The sequence below is a fragment of the Nonomuraea sp. NPDC005650 genome, from assembly GCF_040605375.1.
GTDB lineage: Bacteria > Actinomycetota > Actinomycetes > Streptosporangiales > Streptosporangiaceae > Nonomuraea.
The window spans coordinates 356,153-381,322 of record NZ_JBEXCR010000004.1; the positions used below are offsets into that span (position 1 = coordinate 356,153).

General features: G+C 70.8%; 19 protein-coding genes. 9 read left to right on the forward strand and 10 right to left on the reverse strand.

Annotated elements, in window-relative coordinates:
- Window positions 1–133 precede the first annotated feature (133 nt).
- The 4 genes from ABZS69_RS09445 to ABZS69_RS09460 are packed head-to-tail and all read left to right on the forward strand — an operon-like array spanning window position 134 to window position 6,505.
- A complete protein-coding gene (locus ABZS69_RS09445; RefSeq protein WP_355369002.1) occupies window positions 134–1,438 on the forward strand; it encodes an extracellular solute-binding protein in 1,305 nt (434 codons plus the stop codon).
- Window positions 1,435–2,346: a sugar ABC transporter permease gene (locus ABZS69_RS09450; protein ID WP_355369004.1), complete on the forward strand. Its 912-nt coding sequence runs from the start codon at window positions 1,435–1,437 to the stop codon at window positions 2,344–2,346. The genes ABZS69_RS09445 and ABZS69_RS09450 overlap by 4 nt, the downstream gene beginning before the upstream one ends.
- Entirely contained in the window at window positions 2,343–3,155 is an 813-nt protein-coding gene (locus ABZS69_RS09455) for a carbohydrate ABC transporter permease (protein ID WP_313045676.1), read from the forward strand. Before ABZS69_RS09450 ends, ABZS69_RS09455 begins: the two co-directional genes overlap by 4 nt.
- A complete protein-coding gene (locus ABZS69_RS09460) occupies window positions 3,152–6,505 on the forward strand; it encodes a hypothetical protein (RefSeq protein WP_355369006.1) in 3,354 nt (1,117 codons plus the stop codon). Before ABZS69_RS09455 ends, ABZS69_RS09460 begins: the two co-directional genes overlap by 4 nt.
- A 42-nt stretch (window positions 6,506–6,547) precedes the next feature.
- Here the strand turns inward: ABZS69_RS09460 and ABZS69_RS09465 are convergent, their stop codons facing one another.
- The 8 genes from ABZS69_RS09465 to ABZS69_RS09500 form a co-directional block, all read right to left on the reverse strand.
- Window positions 6,548–6,796 carry a hypothetical protein gene (locus ABZS69_RS09465; protein WP_355369008.1) on the reverse strand — a complete coding sequence of 83 codons (249 nt, stop codon included), beginning with the start codon at window positions 6,794–6,796 and terminating at the stop codon, window positions 6,548–6,550.
- Window positions 6,797–6,920: 124 nt separating this feature from the next.
- On the reverse strand, window positions 6,921–7,958 hold the full coding sequence (locus ABZS69_RS09470) for an aldo/keto reductase (RefSeq protein ID WP_355369010.1): 1,038 nt from the start codon (window positions 7,956–7,958) through the stop codon (window positions 6,921–6,923).
- A gap of 66 nt (window positions 7,959–8,024) precedes the next feature.
- Window positions 8,025–8,459 carry a hypothetical protein gene (locus ABZS69_RS09475; protein ID WP_355369012.1) on the reverse strand — a complete coding sequence of 145 codons (435 nt, stop codon included), beginning with the start codon at window positions 8,457–8,459 and terminating at the stop codon, window positions 8,025–8,027.
- A gap of 82 nt (window positions 8,460–8,541) precedes the next feature.
- On the reverse strand, window positions 8,542–9,531 hold the full coding sequence (locus ABZS69_RS09480) for an aldo/keto reductase (RefSeq protein WP_355369014.1): 990 nt from the start codon (window positions 9,529–9,531) through the stop codon (window positions 8,542–8,544).
- Between the two features lie 3 nt (window positions 9,532–9,534).
- Complete coding sequence (locus ABZS69_RS09485) at window positions 9,535–10,443, reverse strand: carbohydrate ABC transporter permease (protein WP_355369016.1); 909 nt, start codon at window positions 10,441–10,443, stop codon at window positions 9,535–9,537.
- 8 nt (window positions 10,444–10,451) lie between these two features.
- Window positions 10,452–11,351 (reverse strand): sugar ABC transporter permease, encoded by a 900-nt coding sequence (locus tag ABZS69_RS09490; protein WP_355369018.1) that lies wholly within the window; start codon window positions 11,349–11,351, stop codon window positions 10,452–10,454.
- Window positions 11,348–12,775: a sugar ABC transporter substrate-binding protein gene (locus ABZS69_RS09495; protein WP_355369020.1), complete on the reverse strand. Its 1,428-nt coding sequence runs from the start codon at window positions 12,773–12,775 to the stop codon at window positions 11,348–11,350. Before ABZS69_RS09495 ends, ABZS69_RS09490 begins: the two co-directional genes overlap by 4 nt.
- Before the next feature lie 10 nt (window positions 12,776–12,785).
- Window positions 12,786–14,093: an alpha-L-fucosidase gene (locus ABZS69_RS09500; RefSeq protein ID WP_355369022.1), complete on the reverse strand. Its 1,308-nt coding sequence runs from the start codon at window positions 14,091–14,093 to the stop codon at window positions 12,786–12,788.
- A gap of 180 nt (window positions 14,094–14,273) precedes the next feature.
- Between ABZS69_RS09500 and ABZS69_RS09505 the strand changes: the two genes are divergently transcribed.
- Genes ABZS69_RS09505 through ABZS69_RS09520 form a run of 4 tightly spaced genes read left to right on the forward strand, consistent with a single transcriptional unit; the run spans window position 14,274 to window position 19,984 of the window.
- Window positions 14,274–16,022, forward strand: a complete 1,749-nt coding sequence (locus ABZS69_RS09505) for a glycoside hydrolase family 97 catalytic domain-containing protein (RefSeq protein ID WP_355369024.1) — start codon at window positions 14,274–14,276, stop codon at window positions 16,020–16,022.
- A complete protein-coding gene (locus ABZS69_RS09510) occupies window positions 16,019–17,179 on the forward strand; it encodes a CBM35 domain-containing protein (protein WP_355369026.1) in 1,161 nt (386 codons plus the stop codon). Before ABZS69_RS09505 ends, ABZS69_RS09510 begins: the two co-directional genes overlap by 4 nt.
- The gene (locus tag ABZS69_RS09515; RefSeq protein ID WP_355369028.1) at window positions 17,176–18,399 is read left to right on the forward strand and encodes a hypothetical protein; all 1,224 of its coding nucleotides are present in this window, start codon (window positions 17,176–17,178) and stop codon (window positions 18,397–18,399) included. The genes ABZS69_RS09510 and ABZS69_RS09515 overlap by 4 nt, the downstream gene beginning before the upstream one ends.
- Before the next feature lie 7 nt (window positions 18,400–18,406).
- Window positions 18,407–19,984 carry a hypothetical protein gene (locus ABZS69_RS09520; RefSeq protein WP_355369030.1) on the forward strand — a complete coding sequence of 526 codons (1,578 nt, stop codon included), beginning with the start codon at window positions 18,407–18,409 and terminating at the stop codon, window positions 19,982–19,984.
- Window positions 19,985–20,100: 116 nt separating this feature from the next.
- On the opposite strand, the gene ABZS69_RS09525 is transcribed toward ABZS69_RS09520, so the two are convergent.
- Window positions 20,101–21,849, reverse strand: coding sequence for a glycoside hydrolase family 36 protein (locus tag ABZS69_RS09525; protein WP_355369031.1), 1,749 nt, complete (start codon window positions 21,847–21,849; stop codon window positions 20,101–20,103).
- Window positions 21,850–23,016: an ROK family protein gene (locus ABZS69_RS09530; RefSeq protein WP_355369033.1), complete on the reverse strand. Its 1,167-nt coding sequence runs from the start codon at window positions 23,014–23,016 to the stop codon at window positions 21,850–21,852.
- Window positions 23,017–23,088: 72 nt separating this feature from the next.
- Here ABZS69_RS09530 and ABZS69_RS09535 point away from each other — a divergent pair, with 72 nt between their 5' ends.
- Window positions 23,089–25,167 (forward strand): alpha-galactosidase, encoded by a 2,079-nt coding sequence (locus tag ABZS69_RS09535; RefSeq protein ID WP_355369035.1) that lies wholly within the window; start codon window positions 23,089–23,091, stop codon window positions 25,165–25,167.
- Window positions 25,168–25,170 lie beyond the last annotated feature (3 nt).

The following is a 25,170-nucleotide window of genomic DNA, read 5'->3' on the forward strand; positions in this document are numbered from 1 at the left end:
CTCTTGACACGCTTCTCGGGCGACTCGTACCCTCCCGACATCCCTCATTTTTAACAGAAACCCCTGTTAACTTAACAGGCCCGTCATTAAAACGTTCGTATCGGCCCCCCCAGCGCCGTCGAGGAGACATGACATGACCGATCTGCGTGATGCCCGACTGAGCCGGGTCCAGTTCTTCCGCATGATGGGTGGCCTCGCGGTGGCGGCCGCGGCCACGGCGTGCTCGACCAAGCCCGAGACCACCGCCACCACGGGCGGCGGGTCCGCCGCCGGGGTCGACCTGAAGTTCCTCGGCGTGGCCGACCAGAAGGCGCCGATGGACGAGCTGCTGGCCGCCTACCAGAAGGTGAAGCCGGAGGTGCGGCTCACCGCCTCCTTCGCCCCCACCGACCAGGTGCAGACCTCGGTCCGCACCCAGCTCGGCGCGGGCAACGCGCCCGACCTGCACGTGGTCTACCCGGGCAACGGCAGCGCCATGTCCATGACCCAGATCGCCAAGGCCGGGCTGCTGGCCGACCTGTCCGCCCAGCCGTGGACGCAGACGATCCCCGCCGGCTTCAAGCCCGCCTTCCAGCTCGAGGGCAAGACCTACATCTACTCCGCGGGCTCGTCGGTCATCGGCGCCGTCTACAACAAGAAGGCGTTCGAGAAGGCCGGCGTGGACGCGCCGCCGACCACGTGGACGGAGTTCCTCGCGGTCTGCGACAAGCTGAAGAAGGCCGGCATCACGCCGATCGCGCTGGGCGCGCAGACGCCGTGGGTCACCCAGCTCATCACGTACGCGCTGGTGCCCTCGACCGTCTACGCCAAGGACCCGACGTTCGACGACAAGCAGCTCGCCGGGCAGACCTCCTTCGCCCAGTCGGGCTGGCGCCAGGCCATGGAGATGTACCTGGAGCTGCAGAAGCGCGGCTTCTTCAACGACAAGCCGAACGGCACCACGTTCGAGCAGCAGATCTCGATGGTGGCCACCGGCAAGGCGGGCATGGCGATCCAGGTGTCGGCCGTGCTGCCCGACTTCCGCAAGGCGGCCTCCTCGCCCGACGACCTGTCGATGTTCCCCGTGCCGGGCGCGGACGACGCCAACCAGGTGTGGATCCCCGCCGGCGTGGTCGTCGGCCTCGGCGCCAGCGCCAAGGGCCAGCACGTCGAGGAGGCCAAGGCGTTCATCGACTTCCTCGGCAAGCAGGAGAGCATCAACGCCTGGGCCAAGGCCATCGCCGCCATCCCGCTCACCCAGGACTCCTCCTCGACGATCGACCCGGCCGTCCAGTCGTTCCTGCCGTTCACCAAGGACCGGGCGGTGCCGTTCATGGACCAGCGCTGGCCCAACGCCGAGGTGCAGCCGGTGCACTTCGCGGTGATCCAGGAGCTGCTGGCCGGCAAGTCGACCATCGACGAGGCACTGAAGAAGATGGACGAGGCGTACAAGAAGTGACTTCCCTGACGGTCCAGCGGCGTTCGGCCGGGTCGCGGCGCAGGCGGCGCTTCAGCGCCAACTCGCCGTCCTGGCTGTTCGCCGCGCCCGCCCTCGTCGTCTACGCGCTGGTCGTGCTCTACCCGGCCGCGGCCGGCGTGGTGTACGCCTTCACGGACTGGAGCGGCATCGGCCAGGACATGTCCTTCGTCGGCCTGGCGAACTTCGGCACGCTCCTGGGCGACGAGCAGGCCATGGGCTCGATCGGCAACACGCTGCTGCTCACCGTGGCCATCGTGGCCGTCCAGAACGGGGTCGGCCTGCTGCTGGCCCTGGGCGTCAACGCCAAGCTGAAGAGCCGGGCGCTGCTGCGGGTGATCTTCTTCGCGCCCGTGGTCGTCAGCCCGGTCATGGTGGCCTTCCTGTGGAAGTACGTCTACAACCCCGACCCGTCGGCGGGCCTGAACGGGCTGCTCGGCCTGAGCGTGGACTGGCTGGGCGACCCGTCGGTGGCGCTGTGGTCGATCGCCGGCATGGTCGTGTGGCAGTACGCCGGATACTCCATGGTCATCTTCCTGGCCGGGCTCGAGGGCGTGCCCAAGGAGCTGCACGAGGCGGCGATGATCGACGGCGCGGGCACCTTCCAGCGCTTCCGCTACGTCACCTGGCCGCTGCTGGCCCCCGCGGTGACGATCAACCTCATGCTCTCCACTATCGGCGGGCTCAAGCTCTTCGACCAGATCTTCGCCGCCACCAACGGCGGCCCCGGCTACGCCACGGAGACCCTGTCCACGGTGCTCTACAAGCAGGCGTTCGTGTTCGGCAAGTTCGGCTACAGCACCGCGATCGCGCTGGTGCTCGCCCTGTTCGTGGCGGCCGTCTCCCTCGTCCAGGTCTACTACCTGCGCAACCGGGAGGTGTCGGCATGAGAAGGACGTTCCTGCTGGAGATCGTGATGATCGCGGCGGCGGTGGCGTTCCTGTTCCCCGTCTACACGCTGATCTCGCTGTCGCTGAAGGACCCGGCGCAGATCTCCCAGACGCCGCTGGCGCTGCCCGACCCGCCCACGCTGGACAACTTCGGCAAGGCGTGGTCGGCCGCCGCGCTCGGCCCGTCGCTGGTGAACAGCACGGTGATCACCGTCGTGAGCCTGGTCCTGCTGATCGCGCTCGGCTCGTTCGCCTCCTACTTCCTGGCCCGCGTGCACAGCAGGCTCGGCTACGGCCTGTACGTCCTGTTCCTGCTGGGCATCGTGCTGCCGTTCCAGCTCGGCATGATCCCGCTCTACGAGCTGGTGACCGACCTCGGGCTGATCGGCACGCACGCCGGGATGATCCTCTTCTACACCGGCATCCAGCTGCCCTTCACGGTCTTCCTCTACACCGGCTTCATCCGCGCGCTGCCCCGCGAGTACGCCAGCGCCGCCCAGATCGACGGCGCCTCCCACCTGACGGCGTTCACCCGGGTGGTCTTCCCGCTGCTGCGGCCCATCACCGGCACCGTGCTGATCCTCAACGCCGTCTTCATCTGGAACGACTTCTTCACCCCGCTGCTCTACCTGGGCGGCTCCGGGTTCGAGACGGTCCCGGTCAGCGTCTTCGCCTTCGTCGGCCAGTACGTCTCCGACCACGGCCTCGTCTTCGCCGGGCTCGTCCTGGGGGCGCTGCCGATCGTGCTGGTCTTCCTGGTGCTTCAGCGCTACGTCATCAAGGGCTTCTCGAGCGGGCTCAAGGGATGACCGTTCTCGACGTGCTCCGCGAGCCGCCACGCGAGTTCTCCCCGGCGGCCATCTGGTGGTGGAGCGGCGAGCCGCTGCGCCGCGACCGGCTGCGCTGGCAGATGGAGCGGCTGGTCGCCGGGGGCGTGCGCAACCTCGTCATCCTCAACCTGGCCCCGTCGGGGCCGCTGTTCGGCTCCGACGCCGATGACCCGCCGTTCCTGTCCGAGGCGTGGTGGGAGCTGCTGGACGGCGTCTGCGCCGACGCCTATGAGCTGGGCGCGTACCTGTGGTTCTACGACCAGCTCGGCTTCTCCGGCGCGGACCTGCAGGCCCGCCTCGTCCAGGAACGTCCGGAGTTCGCCGGGCAGTGGCTGGCCCCCGACGGGACGGTCTCGGCGCGCGGCTTCGACTACCTGTCGCGCGAGGCGTGCGCGGTGCTGATCGACCGGGTGCACGGCGAGTTCGAGCGGCGGGTCGGCCACTGGTTCGGCAAGGTGATCGCCGGGTCGTTCCAGGACGAGCTGCCCACCGTGCCCACCTGGTCGGCGACGTTCGCCGCGGAGTACGCGGCCCGGCGCGGCCGGCCGTTCACCCTCGACGCGCCCGACTGGCACGCGTACCAGCAGACCCGGGCCGAGCTGGCCGAGGAGGCGTTCTTCCGGCCGCTGGCCGCCTGGCACGAGCGCCACGGCCTGCTCAACGGCTGCGACCAGCAGGACCCGGCCCGCGCCGGGCATCCCGTGGACGGCGTCCGGCTCTACGCCGACTACGCGCGCACGCATCGCTGGTTCAGCGCGCCCGGCTCCGACCACCACGGCGACGCGCGCCTGCACTCCTCGCTCGCCCACCTGTACGGCAGGCCGCGCACCTGGATCGAGGCGTTCCACTCCAGCGGCTGGGGCGGCACCCTGGAGGAGACCTTCGACTGGTTGCTGCCCTGGCTGCGCGCCGGTGCCAACCTCTACAACCCCCACGCCGTCTACTACACGACCCGGCGCGGCTGGTGGGAATGGGCGCCGCCGTCCACCGACTGGCGCCAGCCCTACTGGCGGCACCACCGGGTCTTCGCCGACGCAGTGACCCGCCTGTGCGCGGCCCTGTCCATGGGCCGCCACGCCTGCGACGTCGCGGTGCTCCTGCCCACCGCGACGTCGCAGGCCGGTACCGGGCTGGACGGCGTCGGCGCGCAGGCCGCGCGGGCGCAGGAGGTCTACCGGGAGCTCGTGGGCGACATGGCGTGGTTCGCGACCGTGCCCGGAGCGCTCGACCGGCTCGGCCTCGACGCCGACGTGATCGACGAGGACTCGGTGCGGCGCGCGGACGTGCGCGACGGGCGGCTGGCCGTCTCCACCGAGGCGTACCGGGCCGTGGTGCTGCCCGCCGTGACCGTGCTCGACGAGGACGTGGCCGCGCGGCTGAAGGAGTTCGCCGCCGGCGGCGGACTGCTGGTCGCGGTGGGGGAGGCGCCCGACGGGCTCCCGGCGGTGTTCGCCGAGAGCGCCGACGGGCTCGGGGCGGCGCTGGCCGGGCTCGAACGGCGGGTCGAGGCGCCGGTGCCGCCGCTGGTGCGCGAGGTCGGGGAGACCACGCTGGTGTTCCTGACCGCCGCGTTCCCCATGGCCAGCAGGATCGGCGTGGGGCGGCCCGAGGAACGCGGCGTCGAGCTGGGCTGGCTGGACGCCGACATCGACTTCGACCCCGCCCGGTACGCCCGCGAGATGCGGGTGAAGGTGCGGGGCGTCTCCGGGACGCCGCTGCTGGCCGGGCTGTTCGGCGGGGAGCCCCGGGCGCTGCCGTACACCGTGGACGGGGACGCCGTAGAGGTCGTCGTGCCCTTCGATGACGGGCCCGCCGCGCTGCTGATCTTCGACGGGACCTCCCGCGATCCGGCGCCGCGCCCGAGCTTCCGCCAGGAGGCGGACCTGGGCGAGGAGTGGGACGTCGAGCTCGTGCCGACGCTGGACGACACCTGGTCGGACTTCGGCAGCCGCGCCGTCGTCGAGCGCTGGACGCTGCGCACGCCGGACGGGGAGCCGGTGCACGTGACGTTCGAACCCCGGGGCGAGCAGCGCGTGGGGGCCGGGCCGTGGACGCCGTCGGTGTGGTCGCCCTCGCGCGGGCTGCGAAAGGACCCGATCCACCGGGAGACGCTCGGCCCCAAGGGGCACGTGCCCGTGGAGTTCCTGGCGTTCGGGAAGGTCGGGGCGGGGGAGGAGGCCCGCTTCCGCAGCCTGCTCACCGTGTCCGAGGGCGGCCGGCTGGCAATCGGGGCGGGCGCGGCCAAGACCGCCTGGCTGGACGGCGAGGAGGTGCCGCTGGACGACGCGGGATACGCGGCGGTCTCGCGCGAGCCGCTCGCGCCCGGCGAACACCTCCTGGAGCTGCGGCTCGTCCCCGACGAGGAGCTCGACCTGCGGGCCTACGCCTGCCTGGTCGCCGACCCCCGCGACGCGGTCCTGCCCGAGTGGATCGGCGGGGCCATGGAGACCACCGTGCACGTCGGCGCGCCTCCGTACGAGCTGCTGCAGGTGGCCTCGACCACGTACTGCCGGGTGCTGGTGAACGGGGAGGAAGCGGGCAGGCAGGGCGGGTTCGACCCGTACGAGGAGGCGGACATCCCGCGGGTGCGCCGCTACGACGTGTCCGGCCTGCTCAAGCCGGGCGCCAACACGATCACCGTGGAGTCGGACGGCTGGGTGCTGGTGGACGGCCTCGCGGTCTCCGGCCCCGGCTGGCCGTCGCGGCCCCGCGTACGGCGGCGCCAGCAGGGCGACCCCGCCGCGCTCCACCTGCGGCCCCGGCCGCACCCGCTGCCCGGGGCGGGCTGGCTCGACGGGCGCGCGACCGCGCCGCCCGCCGGGTTCGCGGTCCCGGGCGGGCACCCCCGCCCCACGCGCCTCCTGCTGGACCCGCCGCCCGGCGTGACCGGGATCGAGGTGGACGCGACCGGCCCCGTGCGGATCCGCGGGACGGAGCTGACGGTCACCGGGTCGCTGACCGGCCCGGTCCGCTTCACCTGCGGCCCCGGCCGGATGCGGCTCGGCGACTGGGAGGAGCGCGGCCTGTCCGGCTACAGCGGCGGCGTCCGCTACCGCACCACGGTCACCGCCGCCGCCGGGCCCGGCGTGGTCGACCTCGGCGGCGTCCGCGGCACGGCCGAGGTCACCGTGAACGGGCGGCCCTGCGGGGTCAGGGTGTGCTCGCCTTACACCTTCGACGTACGGCTCGACGAGGGCGAGAACACGATCGAGATCCTGGTCCTCGGCACCCTCGGCCCCTACCTGGACGAGGTCAGCCCCACGCACTTCGTCTTCCCCGGCCAGCGGCGCACCGGCCTGTTCGGCCCCGTCCGCCTGCGCACGGACTGACAGCTTTTTAGCCCGGAACGGTATGGTGCCGGACGCCCGGCCTCAGTACACGTACGCCCACAGGTCGTAGGTGGGATATTGCGGGTTCTGGGGCTGGGTCGTGCTGCACCACCAGGTGCCCCACCGGCCGTTCTGCTGGCCGGACTGGCCGAACGAGATGCAGATGTCGTAGGGCAGGCTGGAGTAGACCTTCTGCAGGGTCAGGTCGGCGTGCGCGGGGGTGGCCGCGGCCACCCCCGGAACGAGGGCGGTGGCCGCGAGCAGCGACAGGGCGGCGAGTCGGTGACGCACGAGGTCTCCCATCTCGAAGGGGGCGAATCACCGTAGATTGCACGACGCGGCGCTCCGCCGCCGCAACGGCGCCGTCCCCGCCCTCCCGGCGACCAGCGCGAACGCCCGTCGCCGCGTGAAATTTTCAGGAGGTGACCGGCGGGTTGAGCCGGGCGAAACCCTCCTGACGCCGGTACGGGAAGTACGGGTACGGGGCCGTGGTCGTGGAGGCCGCGTCCAGCCGGGCCACCTGGTCAGGCGTCAGCTCCCAGCCGATCGCCCCCAGGTTGTCCTGGAGCTGCGTCTCGTCGCGGGCGCCGACGATGACCGAGGAGACCGTCGGGCGCCGCAGCAGCCAGTTGAGCGCGACCTGGGGGACCGACCTGCCGGTCTCCTCGGCGATCTCGTCGAGGGCGTCCACTACCGCGTACAGCAGCTCGTCGGCCACCGGCGGCCCGAAGGAGGCGGTCTTGTGCAGGCGGCTGCCCTCGGGGATCGGCCGGCCGCGCCGGATGCGGCCGGTGAGGCGGCCCCAGCCGAGCGGGCTCCACACCACCGCGCCGACGCCCTGGTCGAGGCCGAGCGGCATCAGCTCCCACTCGTAGTCGCGCCCGACCAGGGAGTAGTAGACCTGGTGGGCCACGTAGCGGGGGTAGCCGTACCGCTCGGCGGTCGCCAGCGACTTCATGAGCTGCCAGCCGGAGAAGTTCGAGACGCCCACGTACCGCAGCTTGCCCGCCCTGACCAGGTCGTCGAGCGTGGACAGCACCTCCTCCACCGGGGTCGCCGCGTCGAAGGCGTGCAACTGGAACAGGTCGATGCGGTCGGTGCCGAGGCGGCGCAGCGCGTCGTCGACCGACGTGATCAGCCGGTGCCGGGAGGTGCCAGCGTCGCCGGGCCCGTCACCCATGGGCAGCCCCGCCTTGGTGGAGATGAGCGCCCGCTCGCGCCGCCCCTTGAGCGCCTGGCCCAGGACCTCCTCGGACGCGCCGTCGGAGTAGACGTCGGCGGTGTCGAACATCGTGACCCCCGCGTCCAGGCAGATGTCCACCAGCCGCCGGGCCTGGGCCACGTCGGTGTCGCCCCACGCGCTGAACAGCTCGCCCTTCCCGGCGAACGTCCCGGCGCCGAAGCTCAGCGCGGGGACCTTGAGCCCGGACGCCCCCAACTGCCGATATTCCATGAAAAATCACTCCTTAATAGGTCTGTCGTCCCCTTAAGGTAGCACGCTAACGGGAAAGATGTTTCATTATGGGTCGCGGCGCCGGTGGAAGGAGAGGGAGGCGAGGCAGAGCAGCACGGCCCACACCGCGCAGTAACCACCGAAGAGAGCGCCGCCGCGCTCGGCGAACAGGGCGCCGGCGGTCATGCCGATCGCGCCCGCCGCGGCCATCGCCGCGCACGACCACAGCAGTGCCGCCATCGTCCGGCGCGGCAGCGGCCGCCGGAAAGGAATGAGGGAGGCCAGCACGACGGCGGCCATGAGCAGGCCGGCGGCGGCGTTGGCCCACTGGGCCCGCGCGACCTCGCCGGGCCCGTACTCCAGATAGGTCTCCGGGGCCACGCGCGGGCCGCCGGTGACGCCGATGCGCTCGGCGAGGGCGAAGTGAATCTTGGACGCGACGTAGAGCAGCGTCCAGGAGGCCGCTGCCCAGGCGGTCCATCGTCCGGTCCAGGTGATCATGTCATGATCGTGCCGGTCGCCGGGGCAGCGGCGGATCCCCGTGACGAGCGAGTGCCCTCGCTCTCACGGGGGAGACGACTCCTTACGCCTCGATACCGGCCTCCTTGGCGGCGCGGTCGATGGCGGCCAGCTCGTCGTCGGAGAAGTCGAGCCGGTCCACGGCGGCCACGTTCGCCTCAAGCTGCTCGGGGCTGGAGGCGCCGACCAGCACCGACGTGACGCGCGGGTCCCTGAGCGCCCAGGCCAGGGAGAGCTGCGCCACCGTCTGCCCGCGGGAGGCGGCCAGCTCCGACAGCGCCCGTACGAACGCCAGCACCTCCGGCGTCACCCGGTCGGGGGTGAGGAAGCGCCCCTCGGCCGCCCGCGAGTCGGCGGGGATGCCGTCGAGGTAGCGGTCGGTGAGCAGGCCCTGGGCCAGCGGCGAGTAGACCACGCAGCCGACGCCCTCCTGCTCCAGCACGCCCAGCAGGCCGTGCTCGATCTTCCGGTTGAGCAGCGAGTACGACGGCTGGTGGATCAGCAGCGGCGTGCCCAGCTCGCGCAGCAGCCGGGCGGCCTCCGCCGTGCGCTCGGGCGAGAAGTTCGACACGCCCACGTACAGGGTGCGCCCCGTGCGGACCAGGTGGTCCAGCGTGGCCACCTGCTCCTCCAGCGGCGTCTCCGCGTCGTCGCGGTGCAGGTAGAAGATGTCGACGAAGTCGAGGCCGAGCCGGGTCAGCGACCGGTCGAGCGTGGCGAGCAGGTGCTTGCGCGAGTTGCCCTTGCCGTACGGGCCGTCCCACATGGGATTGCTGCCCTTGGTGGTGACGACCACCTCGTCACGCATCGACCGCGGCAGGAGCCGGCCGAACGTGGCCTCGGCGGCGCCGAACGGCGGGCCGTAGCGGTCGGCGATGTCGAAGTGGGTGATGCCGAGGTCGAGCGCCTTGTGGAAGATGGCGCGCTGGCCGTCGAGAGATTTGCCCTCGCCGAAGTTGTGCCACAGGCCGAGCGACACGGCGGGGAGGAGGAGACCGCTACGGCCGCACCTTCTGTACGGCTGGCGTTCGTACTTGTCCTTAACGTCGTCCAAGGATTACCTTCCTGCGATTCCGGTGAGCGTGACGCCCCGGATGAACGTCTTCTGCGCCAGGAAAAAGATGATGAGGATGGGCAACATCGACACTAGCGCGACGGCCATCATCTGGTTGTACTGGGTGACGTACTGACCGTTGAACATGCCCAGCCCCTGCGCGAGGGTGATCTTCTCCATCGAGCGCAGGTAGATGGAGTTCTCCAGATACTGGTTCCAGTTGCCCACGAAGGAGAACAGGCAGATCGCCGCGATGGCGGGTTTGGCCAGCGGCAGCATGACGCTCCACAGGATGCGCAGCTCCGAGGCCCCGTCGATGCGGGCCGCGTCGATGAGCTCCTGCGGAATCGTGGTGAAGAACTGGCGCAGCAGGAAGATGTAGAGCGCGACGCCGAAGAACTCCGGCACGATGAGCGGCAGATACGTGTCGACCCAGCCGAGCTTGGAGAACATGACGAACTTCGGCACCAGCGTGATCTCGCGCGGGATCATCATGGTCGCCAGCAGCGCCGTGAACATGACGCCCGCCGCCCGCGCCCGCAGCCGGGCGAACGCGTACGCCGGCAGGATGCACGAGATGAGGTTGCCCGCCATGGACAGCGCGGTGATCACGATCGTGTTCAGCAGGAACCTGTTGAACGGCAGCGACCCGCTCCAGCCCTTGGCGTAGTTGTCGAAGTTGAAGGAGTCGGGCAGCCACTGCGGCGGGAAGGCCAGGTTCTCGGCGTCCGACTTGAGCGAGGTCGTCACCATCCACAGGAACGGCAGCAGGAACACCGCCGAGCTGATGGCCAGCAGGATGTACGCGCCGGAGCGCCGGATCCTCCTGACGCGCTCGGCCTGCTCCGAGCTCAGGGGCTTGCCGCCCGGCCTGGGGGAGCGCGCGGGCTTGACCGCGGTCTCGACGAGCATCGGCGACCTCATTTGAACTCGTAGTGCACCCAGCGCCTGGCCAGGCTGAACTGGATCGCGGTCACGGCGATGACCAGCACGAACATCGCCCACGACAGCGTGGCCGCGTACCCCATGTCGAAGTAGACGAACGCGTTGCGGTAGATGTAGAGCCCCAGCACCATCGTCGCGTTGCCGGGGCCGCCCTCGGTCATGACCAGGATGAGCACGTAGCTCTGCAGCGCCGCGATGAACCCGGTCACCACGTTGAAGAAGATGACCGGCGACATCATCGGCACGGTCACGCTCCAGAACCGGCGCCACCACCCCGCCCCGTCGATCTCGGCGGCCTCGTAGAGCGTCTTCGGGATGCCCTGCAGCCCGGCCAGGTAGATGACGATCGTGTTGCCCGCGCCCCACACGCTCATCAGCACGAGCCCGGGAATGGCCCACTCCTGCGAGGCCAGCCAGCCGGGACCCTGGATGCCGAACGACGCCAGCACCTTGTTGATCAGCCCGTAGTCGGGGTGCAGGATGTTCAGCCACAGCAGCGCCGTGGCCAGGCCCGACACCACCGACGGCAGGTACATCACGGTGCGGAACAGGCCCTGGAAGCGCAGCGGCTGGTTGAGCAGCAGCGCCAGCAGGAACGTGAACGACACGCCGAGCGCCACCGCGCCGACGCCGTACTGCACGGTGTTCTCGATCGACTCCCAGAAGTCGGGGTCGTTGAACATGCGCACGTAGTTGGCGAACCCCACCCACTTCGGCGGCTTCAGGAGGTTCCACTCCATGAAGCTCAGCACGACGGCGGCGAGGATCGGGCCCGCGCTGAAGAGCACGAACCCGATCAGCCACGGCGAGACGAACAGGTGGAACCGCCGCGCCTCGCGGCGCGCCAGCGTGCTGGGGGCGCTGACGGCGGTCATGCGATCTTGTTCTCGGCCAGCACGGGCGTGACCTTGTCGGCGATCTCCTTCAGCGCGTCCTCCACGCTGATCTTGCCGAGCATCGCGCGCTCCCAGATGGGCTTGGCCGTGTCGACGACCTTCTTGTTGGCCGGCAGCCGCAGTACGCCGTCGTCGGAGGCGTAGTCGGCCAGGATCTCCTTGACCAGCTTCGCCGTCTCGTCCGGGATGCCGACCGCCTTGGCGTTGTCCTCCCAGGCGGACTGCCGGGCGGGCGCGGAGATCTGGCGGAACTTGTAGCCGGAGGTCGACAGGAACTCGTGCATGTAGATCCAGGCGGCGTCCTTGTTCTGCGAGGAGGCAGTCAGCACCAGAGCGCTGCCCACGGCCGGGGTGAAGCGGCCCGCGGGTCCCTTGGGCATGTGCGTGGCGCCCCACTTGAACGCCGTCTGCTTGGACAGCTCCAGCATCAGCCAGGCGCCGTTGATCAGCATGGCCGCGTGGCCGGTCTTGAACGGGTCCACCTTCTCCAGCAGCTGCAGCTCGGCCAGGCTCGGCACCGCCTTGTCCTTGAGCAGCAGGTCCATCCAGCGCCCCATGGCCTCCTTGGCCTTGGGCTCGTTGATCAGCACCTTCGACTCGGCGGCGTCCAGGAACCGGGCGCCGAACGGCAGCAGGAAGACGGCGCTGAGGTCGGGGGACGGCGTCGGCATGGGGGAGAAGCCGTAGATCTTCTCCGCGCCCGACCCGCTGGTCATCTTCTTCGCCGTCTCGAAGAGCTTGTCGAACGTCCAGCTCTCGTCCGGGTAGTCGATCCCGGCCTTGTCGAACAGGTCCTTGTTGAAGAAGAGCAGCTTGGGCGCCATGTCGGTGGGCAGGCCGTACAGCTTGCCGTCGCGCTTGAAGTAGCCGAGCCCGCTCTGCGGGATGTCGTCCATGTCGAACTCGGGCGTCTTGGCGATGTACTCGTCCACCGGATGCAGCACCTGGTTGGCGATGAGGTTCTGCGTCCAGGAGTAGTGGTTGTAGAGCACGTCGGGCAGCGTGCCGCCGGCGGCCTGCGTCATGTACTTCGTCAGGAACTGGTCGAAGGGCGCCGACTCCCGCTTGATCTCGATGTTCGGGTGGCGCTTCTTGAAGAAGAAGTCGAACTGGGCGTTGCGTACCTCGGTGACCGCGTCCGTGGTCATCGCGACCGTGATCGTCACCTTGGACGCCGGGTCGGCCACGTTCGTCTTCGGCCACGTCAGCGAGTTGTTGAGCTGCTCGGCCGCCTCGAACGGCCAGGCGTCGCTGCCCGGCCGGTTGGGGTCGATCAGCTGCGCACCGGACTTGACCGGAGCCGCGGCCTGCTTCTGCTGCCTGGTGTCCGCGCAGGCGGACAGCACGGGCGCGGTCGCGGCCGCCACCGCCAGGGCCAGCATCTGGCGACGGTTCATCTCCATGGGGGGCCTCTCAAAGGAAGAGCTCGATCACCGGCACCGCCACGTCCGGGCGCTGGACCGGGAGCTGCAGGGTCAGGGTTCCGGGCGGCAGCGCGCCCAGTCGGCTGTGGCCGCTGTCCACGGCCGGGTCGGGGATCAGGGTGCGGATCTCCGAGGCGTCGTTGAGCAACTGCGCGTAGCGCACCTTTCCCGCCAGTCCGGGCAGGTGCAGGTGCCGGTACGGCCAGGCGAACAGGTGCACGTAGAGCCGGTCGCCGCGCTGGGTGTAGCGGCAGTCCGGCGGGGCCTCGTACGTGCTCGGGCCCGTGCCGTAGATGGAGCGGCCGTGCAGCCGCATCCACTCCCCGAGGCCGCGCAGCGTCTCCAGCGCCCGCGGGTCGAACGCGCCGCGCCCGTTCGGGCCGACGTTGAGCAGCAGGTTGCCGTCCTTGGAGACGGTGTCGACCAGCATGCGCAGCAGCAGGTCCACCGACTTGTAGTCGAGGTTGTCGCGGTCGTAGCCCCAGCTGCCGTTGAGCGTCTGGCACGCCTCCCACACCCGCCCGGGCGGCGTCACCGGCTGGTACTGCTCGGGCGTGGTGAAGTCGCCGGGGATCTCCAGGCGATCGTTGATCAGGATCTCCGGCTGCAGCCTCCTGACCAGCGCGGCCAGCTCCTCCGAACGCCAGTCCGCCGCGCCCTTGCCGCCGGGCGTGAGCCGGCCGTCGCGGACCCGCTTGGAGTAGGAGAAGTCAAACCACATCGTGTCGATTCGGCCATACCGGGTAAGGAGCTCTTCGACCTGGTTGTGCAAATAGGACTGATAAATCTCGATATTTCGGCCATCATGGATCTTGTCCTCGATGTATGCCGGGTGCAGTCCGTCGATCGGGAAGTGCGGGTGGTGCCAGTCGATCAGCGAGTGGTAGAAGCCCACCCCGAGCCCGCGTCCCCGGAACGCCTCGACGATCGGGCCGACGAGGTCCTTGCCGTGCGGCGTGTTCGCGACCGAGTAGTCGGTCTGCGCCGAGTCCCACAGGCAGAAGCCGTCGTGGTGCTTGGTGGTCAGCACCATGTAGCGCATTCCCGCGCCGGCCGCCGCCTCCGCCCATGCGTCCGGGTCGAACAGGTCGGGGTCGAAGTGGTCGAAATAGGGCTGGTACTGCTCGTCCGTGAGGCGCTCCCGCTGCTTGACCCACTCGTGGCGGGCGGCGAGCGCGTAGAGCCCCCAGTGAACGAACAATCCGAAGCGCTGTTCACGGAACTCGGCCAGCCGAGCGGCAGAGGTCGGATGTATCGACGAGCTGATGGGCTGGTCTTCGGGCAGTCCGTGAGGCATGGCCGTACCGTAGACCGGGTAATTAACTTCGTCAAGAATTGAATTGAAAGCGCTTGCAACCTAGGCTCTAGCGCACTGTGAGGAGATCCGGATGCCTTGACCGGCGGGCCGCGCCACACATCTGGACGGCCGGTGAGCCGCGATCGACTCCTCCTATCTCTTCATCTTTCTGGAGGGCACGTGCCAAGCTGGACGTTCAGTGACGAGGACCTGGAAGCGGGGCTGACCCTCTCCACCGAGGGCGTGCTCACGTTGGAGGTGCGCCACCGCGGGCGGACGGTGCTGGAGCCGTCCAGGCTGGGCATCAGGACCGCCCACGCCGACCTGAGCAGGGGCCTCACGCTGTCCGGGATGTCCGAGCGGCGGGTCGAGGAGACCTATCGCACGGCCACCGGCAAGCGGCGCGAGCACGGCTACGAGGCCGGGGAGTGGACGCTGTCCTTCACCAAGGACGGGCACCGGCTCGACGTGCAGGTCCGCGTCGGCGGCCACGGCGTCGCCTACCGGTACGTGGTGCCGTGGACCGGCCCGGTCACCGTCGTGGAGGAGACCTCCGAGTACGTCCTGCCCGCCGAGGCCCGCGCCGTGCTGCTCCCGTACGAGAACGGCCGCTGCGACTACGAGGAGATCCACCGCCACAGCAGCGTCGCCGACGCCGAGCCCATCCTGTACGGCTACCCCTCGCTCTTCGAGACCGGCGGCTCCTGGATGTTCGTCACCGAGTCGAACCTGGACAGCGGCTACGCCGGCTCCCGCCTGCGCTTCGACGGCCACACGTTCCGGCTCGACCTGCCCGACCCGTACGTGACCGCCGCCAGCCCGCTCACCACCCCCTGGCGCACGATGGTCGTCGGCGACCTGGCCACGATCGTGGAGAGCGACCTGGTCACCAGCCTCGCGGAGCCGTCCAGGGTCGAGGACACCTCCTGGATCAGGCCCGGGGCCGCCGCCTGGTCGTGGTGGTCCGACGGGCCCTCGACCCGCGACCTCGACGCCCAGAAGCGCTGGGTCGACTTCGCCGCCGCGAACGGCTGGCCGTACGTGCTGGCCGACGCGGGCTGGAACAAGGAGTGGATGCCCGAGCTGATCGCCTACGCCAAGGAGAAGGGCGTCGGCATCTGGCTCTGGTCGCACTGGCAGCACGTGGACACCGAGCTGGAGCACCGCGAGAAGCTCGGGCTCTGGAAGGAGTGGGGCGCGGTCGGCGTGAAGATCGACTTCACCGAGTCCGACGGCCAGGACCGGATGCGCTGGTTCGACGCCATCCTGGCCGCCACCGCCCGCCTCGAACTCATGGTGGTCTTCCACGGCGGCACCATCCCGCGCGGCACCGAGCGGACCTGGCCGCAGTTCATGACCGCGGAAGCCGTCAAGGGCGCCGAGTGGATCAAGCCGAAGCCCGGCAAGCAGCCGCTCTACCAGCCTGCCCACTACCTGTCGCTGGCCTTCACCCGCAACGTGCAGGGCCCGATGGACTTCACGCCGTGCACGTTCACCGGGGTGCGCACGATCTCGGCCGGGTTCGAGCTCGCGCTGTCGGTGATCTTCGAGTCCGGCGTCCAGCACTTCGCCGACGGCATCGAGGCCTACGAGGCCCGGCCGGAGGCGCTGCGGCTGCTGTCGGCCGTCCCCACCGCCTGGGACGAGACGCGGCTGCTGTCCGGCGACCCCGCCGACCACATCCTCCTGGCCAGGAGGAACGGCGGCGAATGGTACGTCGGCGCGGGCGTGTCGGGCGAGGCCCGCACGCTCACCGTGCCGCTCGACTTCCTCGACCAGGGGGAGTGGGCGGCCGAGATCTACCGGGACGCCCCAGGCGACCGGATCCTCGCCGAGACGGCCACCGTCTCCGCCGGGGGCAAGCTCGACCTCGCCGTCCCCCCCAACGGCGGGTTCACGCTTCACCTCAGGAGAAATGAGGACCAATGAACAAGCGCATCGGCGGCGTCTTAGCCGCCCTGGCGGTCACCGCCGCCGCCGCACTGCCCGCCGCCGCCCCCGCCGCGGCGGCTGCCTGGACGCTGCGCTGGAGCCCGGACCCGGCGAACGACACCGTCGCCGAGGCGTTCGAGGGCATCGAGGACGACCGCGCCGACTCGCACTCCGGCGTCACGCACATCTACGTCTCCGGCGGCGCGTACCGCTTCGACATGCACACCCAGGACCGCGACGGCGACGACCGCCAGCGCAACGAGGTCAAGGGCATGCGGACCGGCGGCAGCTCGTACCTCAAGATCCTCGAGAACGAGACCTGGCGCATCAGCTACCAGATGTACATCCCGACCTCGCTGGACGCCACCAGCAGCTTCACCCACATCGCGCAGATGAAGGTGCCCGGCTCCGGCGCGCCCCTCTACACGATGTCGCTGCCGATCTCGGGCGGCACCCCCAAGATCAACGTCCGCTACTGGGACGAGGCCGAGCAGACCCACGAGGTCGGCAACACCAACCTGGAGCCGATCCAGGGCAAGTGGGTGGACACGACGTTCGAGTTCAAGGCGTCCGACAGCGGCTACCTGCGCTGGACGCTCAAGGACGGCTCCACCACGCTCGTCGACAAGCGCCTGGACAACACCGACCTGTGGCGGGGCGACGACGAGTACCTGCGGCCCAAGTGGGGCATCTACCGCAGCATCAACAGCTCCGGCCTGCAGAACACCTACCTCCAGATCCGCAATCTGCAGGCTTACCAGCTCACCGACGGCGGCAGCACCGACCCGTCCGCGTACGAGGCCGAGCAGGGCTCCTTCAGCGGCACCGCCCGCACCGCGTCCTGCTCCGGCTGCTCGGGCGGCACCAAGGTCGGCTGGATCGGCGGCGGCTCAGGCAACGCGGTCACGCTCAACGTCCAGTCCGCCGCCGCCGGGGCCCGGCAGCTGACGGTGCACGGGCTGGTGAGCGGCACGCGCGGCTTCCAGGTCAGCGTGAACGGCGGCGCCGCCCAGACCGTCTCGCTGACCGGCACGGACTGGAACACGCCCGTCTCCAAGGCCGTCTCGGTGCAGCTCAACGCGGGCGCCAACAGCGTCCGCTTCTTCAACGACGGCGCCAGCGCGCCCGATCTCGACAGGGTGACGATTCAGTGAGAAGGCACCTGGTGGGAGCCCTGGCGGCGATGGCGCTGCTGCTGCAGACGGCGCCGGCCCAGGCGGCCGGGACCGCCGCCGGGTCTCCCAGCGGGGCTCCCCGTTGGGAGACCCGGTGGAACCCCAGCCCGTGGCGCGACGGCGTCAACGCGTTCGAGGCCCTGGAGGACGACCGGCGCGGCTCGCATCCCGAGGGCCTGCCGCACGTGCGCGCCGAGAAGGGCGTGTGGCGGTTCGACGCCCACCTGGAGGACCGCGACGGCTCCGATCGCATGCGCAACGAGGTACGCGGCATGCGGGCGGCGGACGGCAGCCCGCTGGAGATTCGCAAGGACGAGACCTGGCGGATCACGTACCAGATGTACATCCCGGACACGCTCGACGCGACCACGAACTTCACCCACATCTGGCAGCTGAAGAACTCCGACGTCGGCACGCCGATCGCGCAGATCTCGCTGCCGGTCGTGAACGGCGTGCAGAAGATCGCGGCCCGGTACTGGACGCTCGAGGACAACAAGTCCCACGACTTCGCCACGGCCGACCTGGAGCCGATCCAGAACAAGTGGGTCACGACCACCATCGAGTTCAAGTCCGGCGACGCCGGATACATGCGATGGGTGCTGCGTGACGGCCCGAAGAACGGCTCGCGGACGATCGTGGACCAGAAGGTCGACAACATCGACCTGTGGTGGACGCAGGAGCAGTACAACCGGCCCAAGTGGGGCATCTACCGCAGCATCAAGAGCGCCGGGCTGCAGGAGACGTACCTGCTGGTCAAGGATCTGAAGGCGGAGCAGCTCGGGCCCGCGACGCCGCCGGTGCGGCTGCCGCCGCCGGACCGGAGCCCGGGGACGTACGAGGCCGAGCGGGTCGGCAACATCTTCGAGGGCGCCGCCGAACCGGCCTACTGCGCCGTCTGCTCGGGCGGGCGGAAGGTCATCCTCATCGGCGGCAACATCTACGACTACGCCGTGCTGAAGGGCGTGCTGTCGGAGACCACCGGGACGCGGCAGCTGACCGTGCACGCGCTGGTGGACGGCTCCCAGTCGTTCTCGATCAGCGTCAACGGCGGCGACGCGATCCAGGTGCCGATGACCGGAACCAAGGACACGGTGACCACCGCGACGGTGCCGGTGGACCTGGTGGCCGGGGTCAACACGATCCGGTTCTTCGGCCTCACCGCTCGGGGTCCCGAGCTCGACAAGATCGTCATCGGGTAGGTGGAACATGGCACATGACCTCAGCAGGCGGGCCGTGCTCGCGGCGGGCGGGGCGCTGGCGCTCTCCGCCGCCGCCGGCGCGCTGCCCGCGAGCGCCTCGACGGCCTGGCAGTCTCGCCTGGTGCGCTACGACCGGTGGGGGCGGCTGGCCTACGAGCAGGACGCGGAGGGCAACCGCGTCCCCGACTTCAGCCACGCCGGCTATCGCAACGGCGAGCGGCCGATCCCGTACGTGCCGGTCGTCAAGGCGATCCGCCCGATCGAGGGCGACAACACCGCCCACGTCCAGGCGGCGCTCGACGAGGTGGCCGCGCTGCCCCGCGCGCGGCGCGGCGCCCTGCTCCTGCTGCCCGGCGTCTACCCGGTGGCGGGCACCCTGTACGTACGGGCGAGCGGCCTGGTCCTGCGCGGCACCGGTGACGGCGAGGACCCGGCGAGCAACACGATCATCAAGGCCACCGGCAACAACCCGAAGGACCGCGACGTGATCGTGGCCGGCGGCGCGGCGGGCGGCGGCTGGACGGGCGAGGTCGCGGGCACCCGTACCGACATCACCACCGACTTCGTGCAGGTGGGCGCGCGCGAGTTCGCGGTGGCCGACCCGGGCGCGCTGCGGCCGGGCGACAACATCGTGATCACCCATCCCTGCACCGAGGAGTGGCTGAAGGCCATCGACTACGGCGGCCACGACGTGGGGCCGGCGTGGAAGGTGGGCGAGCATCCGATCATCTACAACCGGTACGTACGCGAAGTTTCCGGAAATGTCGTGAAAATCGATGTCCCGGTCTTCAACCACCTCAACCGCGCCCTGTCCCCGTCCTTCCTCTACAAGTGGGACCGGGCCGGGCTGGTCACCCAGGTGGGCGTGGAGCGGCTGCGCGTCGACATCGAGTACCAGGGGGACCCGGAGCAGGACGAGGACCACGCCTACAACGCGATAGTCCTGCTGCGCACCGAGGACTCGTGGGTGCGCGACTGCACGATGCTCCACTTCATCCAGGCCGGGGTCGCCACCCAGGAGACCACCCGCGCCACGGTCGAGAACTGCCGGGCCATCGACCCGGTCAGCATCGTGACGGGCAGCAGGCGCTACAACTTCAACACCTACGTCTACTCGCAGCAGGTGCTCTTTCGCGACTGCCACGCGTACAAGGCCAGGCACGCGTTCGTCTCCAACGGCCACAGCACGGTGTCGGGCGTGGTGTTCCTGCGCGGCACCTCGGAGTACGCGCTCAACTCCAGCGAGGGCCACCGCCGGTGGTCGCAGGCGCTGCTGTTCGACGGCCACAAGGACGTCGACCCGCACTACGACTACACGCTCGGGCTGTACAACCGCGGCCGGTACGGCACCTCGCACGGGTGGTCGGCGGCCCACTCGGTGGCCTGGAACTGCGACGTGTCGACCAGCAGGCTCATCGTGCAGAAGCCGCCGACCGCCCAGAACTACGCGATCGGCTGCCACGGCACGATCACCGGCGACGGGCCGTTCACGCAGCCTGCCGGGTACATCGAGGGCGCCAACCAGGGGGGCCTGCTGCCGCCCTCGCTCTACCAGGCCCAACTGCTGGACCGCCAGCGCCGGTAACACGACCCGGGCGCAGCCGCCGACTCACCGGGCGCACAAGCGGCTGCGCCCGCCCATGCGCCCGGCCCGCGCGGCGCGCCCCGCGCCGCCACCCCGAGGCCCCGGAAGCGGGCGGCCTAGCGTTCCAGGCGCAGCAGGCCGCCCTCCGGGACGGTGACCTGGGCGATGCCGGGTCGCAGGGGCAGGTTGCCCGAGGTGACGGTGCGGCCGCGGCAGTCGAGGATCGTGGCGTGGGCCGTGCCGGCGTCGGGCACCCGCAGCAGCACGTCCGTCGAGCGGTCGCCGTTGGCCAGCCAGAGCGTGCCGGTGGCGGGCGCGGTGACCGGCATCGGCGCGTACCGGGCCGTGATGACCGTGTCGCCCGAGCGGGCCGTGACCTGCGGGTAGCCCAGGTCGGGCCGGGCGGGCTCGAAGGCGCCGCGCTGCAGCACCTCCGCGTGCTCCCGGAAGAAGCCCAGCCAGAACCGCAGCACCTCGCTCTGCTCGGGCGTCTGCGCGGTCAGGTCCACCGAGATCTGCGGCACCGAGAAGAGCACGTTCACGAGCTGCGTGGCGACGTGCTCGGGCCGCTCGTCCGCGTGCCACATCAGCATGTCCGCGTGCACCGCCAGCGGTCCCGCGATCAGCCGCAGGTCCACCGTGCGCTGCCGGTTGTGCGCCGGGCTGAGCGGGCAGTCGGAGGCGCGCACCATCGTGGCGTACGGCCACAGGCCCGGGCTCACGTACGGCTGCCGCAGCTCGACCAGGCAGTCGCGCGGCAGTTGCGCCAGGAGCCGGCGCACGCCCTCGTTCACGGTCGGGCAGTCGGCCTCGGGGCCGGGCTCGGGCGGGTCCTCCACGGCGAACTGGTCGATGAAGTCGATCTTGAGCCCGTCCATGCCCCACTCCGTGACCGCCCGGGTGAGGTGGCCGGCGATCAGGTCGCGGACGTGCGGGTAGCGGGGGTCGACGATGGCGGCGTTCATGTGCTTCTTGTACGCCAGCGTGTACCCCTGCACGCGCTCCCACAGCGCCGTGTGGCGGCCGACGAACGGCAGGGCGTACCAGAGCAGGTACGCCAGCCCCTCGCCCCGCACCTTGCCCACATGTCCCGAAATATCGGGGAACGTGGTGGGGGACGGCTCCCACTCGCCGACATAGCCGTACCCGCGCCCCCGGTCGTCGCTGTGCCAGCCGTCGTCCACGATGATCGCCTCGCAGCCCAGCTCGGCCGCCGGCCCCGCCTGCCGCTCCACGCTCTCGGCGCTGACGTGCTGCTGCATGGCGTACCAGGTCGAGTACGCGGGCACCCGCGCCACCCGCGGCACGTCGGGGATCGGGCCGTGCAGCGCGCGCCACCAGTCCGCCACCTCGGCCAGCGTCCTGGCGAAGTGCCGCCGGGTGAGGTCGAGCCGCAGCACGAGCCCCTCCTCCGGCCCGGCCTCGTGCTCCACCCAGAACCCGAACTCGCCGGTCTCCTCCACCACCCCGGTGCGCGTTCGCACGGGCCGGACCACCTCGCCCGCGGCGTAGGTGCACAGCGCCACGTCACCGGCGCCCACCAGGCAGCCCACGGGCGCGTTCTTCTCCAGCGCCGCCGTGCGGGGACGGCGCCAGAACGGCGGCAGCCCACGGTGCTCGCCGCCGTCGGCGGCCCAGAACGCGGTCGCGTCCACGCACGGAATCCGCCAGGCCACCCGCACGTCGGCGGCCCGATCGGGGACGACCCGCAGATCGAGCAGGCCCGGGGACGCCTCGGACGCGGTCCAGGTGAGCGCGGCCGCCGCCGAGCACACGAACTCCAGCCCCGCCGCCTCGACCCGCACCTCCTCCGGCTGCTCGAACTCTCGATCGTGTGGCTGCCAGACGCCGGGGGCCGCGGTCACTCAATCTCCCTGGAGGGTGAAGTGGTGCTGGATGGCGACCGCGGCGGCGCCGCGGGCCCACTGCTCGAACGCGCGCGGGCGCAGCAGCAGCCGGCAGTCGGCGGCCGCGCCGAACGCCTGGGCCGCGAACGCCCGGTTGAGCTGCTCCTCCAACAGGTCGTACGAGGCCAGCCCGGGCATGTCGCCGGTCACGATGATGCGCTCCGGCCCGAAGAGGTTGGCCATCGCGGCCATGGCCAGCCCTATGGCGTGGCCCGCGCGGGCGAACACCTCGCGCACCGCCGGATCGCCCGCGTGGGCGGCGGTGACGGCCCCGTCCACGGTCAGCGACTCGTCGCCGGCCGCCGCGCGCGCCGCCGCCAGCAGCGGCGCCGTGCCGGCGATGGCCTCGACGCAGCCGCGCCCGCCGCAGTGGCACTCGGGCTCGTCACCCCCGACGGGGATGTGGCCGATCTCCCCGGCCACCCCGTGCGCGCCGGCCACCACCCGGTCGTTCACCACCAGCCCGCACCCGATCCCCACCCCCACGGTGACCAGGGCGAACGACGACGCGCCCACCCCGTCGCCGAACCACTGCTCGGCCACGGTGAGCGACTTGACGTCGTTCTCGATCGTGACGGTCAGGCCCGTGGCCTCGGCGGCCAGCCGCGCCAGCGGCACCTGGTGCCACTGCAGAAAAGGGGAGTAACGCACCACCCCGTGGGCCTTGTCGACGTCGCCGGACACGGCCAGGCCCAGCGCGTGGCAGCGCTCGCCGTAGGCGGGGTCGGCGGCCAGCAGCTCGGCGACCAGCTCGGCCAGCGCCGAGACCACGCCCTCGGCCGACGTCGTGGCCAGCGGGCGGTGCGCCGAGACCAGCGGCTGCGCGCGCAGGTCGGTGACCACGCCGATGAGCTCCTCATGGGTGATCTTCACCCCGCAGAAGAACTCCCGCTCGGGCCGGATGGACAGCGGGCTGGCCGGTCGGCCCGCGCCCGGTGCCGTACGCTCGGTGGCCTCCAGCTCCTCCAGGTAGCCTGCCTCGATGAACGGCCGGGCGGCCTTGGTGACGGCTGCGGACGACAGCCCGCTCCGCTTGGCGATCTCCACCCGGGAGACCGGCCCCTGGGTCAGCACCATGGTGAACACGGTGGCCGCCGCGGGAGTCGAGGTGAGCCGAGGGTGCATGAGTGCGATAGTAGCAGTAATTAACTTCGTCAAGAATTGAATTCGAGCGGGGTCGTGCCTAGGCTCCGAGGCATGCGATCGGTGACCTTCGACGCCTCCAGCCGCAGGTGGCTGCTGCGTACCCCGGGCACGAGCTACGTCGTGGCCCTCGCGGACGACGACGCTCCCCGCTGCCTGCACTGGGGCCCGGCGCTGAGCGCCGAGCAGGCCGCCAGCCTCCCGGGCCCCGCCGCGTCCGGGGCCAGCAGCTTCGACAGCACGGCGGGCGAGGAGGAGCTGGTCTCCGAGGTGGGGGCCCGGTTCGAGACGCCGTCGCTGCAGGTCGTCCTCCCCGGCGGCGACCGGGGGATCGAGTGGCGGCACGACGGCCACGACATCGGCGACGGCATCGACCGCGGCCACCTGACGCTGCGCTTCTCCGACCGCCGCCGGCCGCTCCTGGTCGAGCTGCACTACCGGGTGTACGAGGACAGCGACGTGATCGAGCGCTGGACCGTGCTGCGCCCGCAGGTGCCGGTGACCGTGCTGCGGTGCGACTCGGCGGCCTGGAGCGTTCCGGCGCTGGACGGCTACCGGCTCAGCCACGTCACAGGCGGCTGGAGCTCGGAGCACGCGCTGAGCCGTACCGAACCGGTCGTGGGGGAGACGACGCTGACCAGCAGGCGCGGGGTGAGCAGCCACCACGCGAACCCCTGGCTCATGATCGACGGCGGCGACGCGGGCGAGCGGCACGGCGAGGTCTGGAGCTGTGCCCTGGCCTGGAGCGGGAGCTGGCGCGTCACGCTCACCCGCACGCCCGGCGGGCGGGTGAGCTGGACCGGCGGGTTCGGCCACGAGGGCCTCACCTGGCGGCTGGAGCCGGGCGAGGAGTGGGTGACGCCGGTGTTCGCCGGCGTGTACGCGCCCGACGGGTACGGCGAGGCCAGCCGGCGCTGGCACGACCACATCGCCAGGCACGTGCTGCCCCGGCCGGACGAGCCGCGCCCGGTCGTCTACAACGCCTGGGAGGCCGTCGGCTTCGACGTGAACGAGACCAACCAGCGCCACCTCGCGGGGCTGGCCGCCCGGACGGGCGCGGAGCTGTTCGTGATGGACGACGCCTGGTTCGGCGGGCGCACCGGCGACAGCGCGGGGCTCGGCGACTGGTGGGTGAACGAGGAGCGCTTCCCCGACGGGCTGAGCCCGCTCATCGACGAGGTGCACCGGCTGGGCATGCGGTTCGGCCTGTGGGTCGAGCCCGAGATGGTCAACCCCGACAGCGACCTCTACCGCGCCAACCCCGACTGGGTCCTGCACATGCCGGGCCGCTCCCGCACGCTGCTGCGCAACCAGCTCGTGCTGAACTTCGCCCGCCCCGACGTCGCCGACTGGGCGCACAAATGGCTGCACAAGCTGGTCTCCGAGCACGCCGTCGACTTCCTGAAGTGGGACTTCAACCGCGCCTTCACCGAGGCGGGCCGGCCCGGCGACCCCGACCAGGACCGGCTCTGGATCGACCACGTCAGAGCCGTCTACTCGATCATGGACCGGCTCCGCGCCGACCACCCGCACCTGCGCATCGAGGCGTGCGCGGGCGGCGGCGGCCGTACCGACCTGGGCATCCTGGCCCGCACCGACCAGGTGTGGACCTCCGACAACACCGACGCCCACGACCGCGTCGCGATCCAGCGCGGGTTCAGCCAGGTGTACCCGGCCCGGGCCATGGCCGCCTGGGTCACCGACAGCCCGAACCCGCTGACCGGGCGCTCCGTCCCGCTCCGCTTCCGCTTCCACGTGGCCATGGCGGGGGCGCTCGGGCTCGGCGGCGACCTCTCCCGCTGGAGCGAGGCCGAGCTGTCGGAGGCGGCCGAGCTGGTGGCCCTCTACAAGGACATCCGGCCCGTGGTGCAGTTCGGGCGGTTGTGGCGGCTTCCGTACGGGGTGCAGTACGTGCACGAGGAACGCGTGGTCGTGCTCGCCTGGCACGGGCCCGTCGCGTTCGGCACGCCGATCGCGCCGCTCCGCCTGGCCGGGCTCGACCCGGACGGCCGCTACCGGGACGAGGACACCGGCGTGGTGCACCATGGCGCGGTGCTGATGTCCCGCGGCCTGCCGCCGCTGCTGCCGAAGGGCGGCTACGCCAGCAGCCTCCTCCGCCTGCGCGCCTGCTGATGC

Bases quoted from the DNA above. Each gene is read 5' to 3' on its own strand.
- ABZS69_RS09445 (WP_355369002.1), top strand. From the start codon at position 134: ATGACCGATCTGCGTGATGCCCGACTGAGCCGGGTCCAGTTCTTCCGC.
- ABZS69_RS09455 (WP_313045676.1), top strand. From the start codon at position 2,343: ATGAGAAGGACGTTCCTGCTGGAGATCGTGATGATCGCGGCGGCGGTG.
- ABZS69_RS09460 (WP_355369006.1), top strand. From the start codon at position 3,152: ATGACCGTTCTCGACGTGCTCCGCGAGCCGCCACGCGAGTTCTCCCCG.
- ABZS69_RS09470 (WP_355369010.1), bottom strand. From the start codon at position 7,958: ATGGAATATCGGCAGTTGGGGGCGTCCGGGCTCAAGGTCCCCGCGCTG.
- ABZS69_RS09475 (WP_355369012.1), bottom strand. From the start codon at position 8,459: ATGATCACCTGGACCGGACGATGGACCGCCTGGGCAGCGGCCTCCTGG.
- ABZS69_RS09485 (WP_355369016.1), bottom strand. From the start codon at position 10,443: ATGCTCGTCGAGACCGCGGTCAAGCCCGCGCGCTCCCCCAGGCCGGGC.
- ABZS69_RS09490 (WP_355369018.1), bottom strand. From the start codon at position 11,351: ATGACCGCCGTCAGCGCCCCCAGCACGCTGGCGCGCCGCGAGGCGCGG.
- ABZS69_RS09495 (WP_355369020.1), bottom strand. From the start codon at position 12,775: ATGGAGATGAACCGTCGCCAGATGCTGGCCCTGGCGGTGGCGGCCGCG.
- ABZS69_RS09500 (WP_355369022.1), bottom strand. From the start codon at position 14,093: ATGCCTCACGGACTGCCCGAAGACCAGCCCATCAGCTCGTCGATACAT.
- ABZS69_RS09510 (WP_355369026.1), top strand. From the start codon at position 16,019: ATGAACAAGCGCATCGGCGGCGTCTTAGCCGCCCTGGCGGTCACCGCC.
- ABZS69_RS09520 (WP_355369030.1), top strand. From the start codon at position 18,407: ATGGCACATGACCTCAGCAGGCGGGCCGTGCTCGCGGCGGGCGGGGCG.
- ABZS69_RS09530 (WP_355369033.1), bottom strand. From the start codon at position 23,016: ATGCACCCTCGGCTCACCTCGACTCCCGCGGCGGCCACCGTGTTCACC.
- ABZS69_RS09535 (WP_355369035.1), top strand. From the start codon at position 23,089: ATGCGATCGGTGACCTTCGACGCCTCCAGCCGCAGGTGGCTGCTGCGT.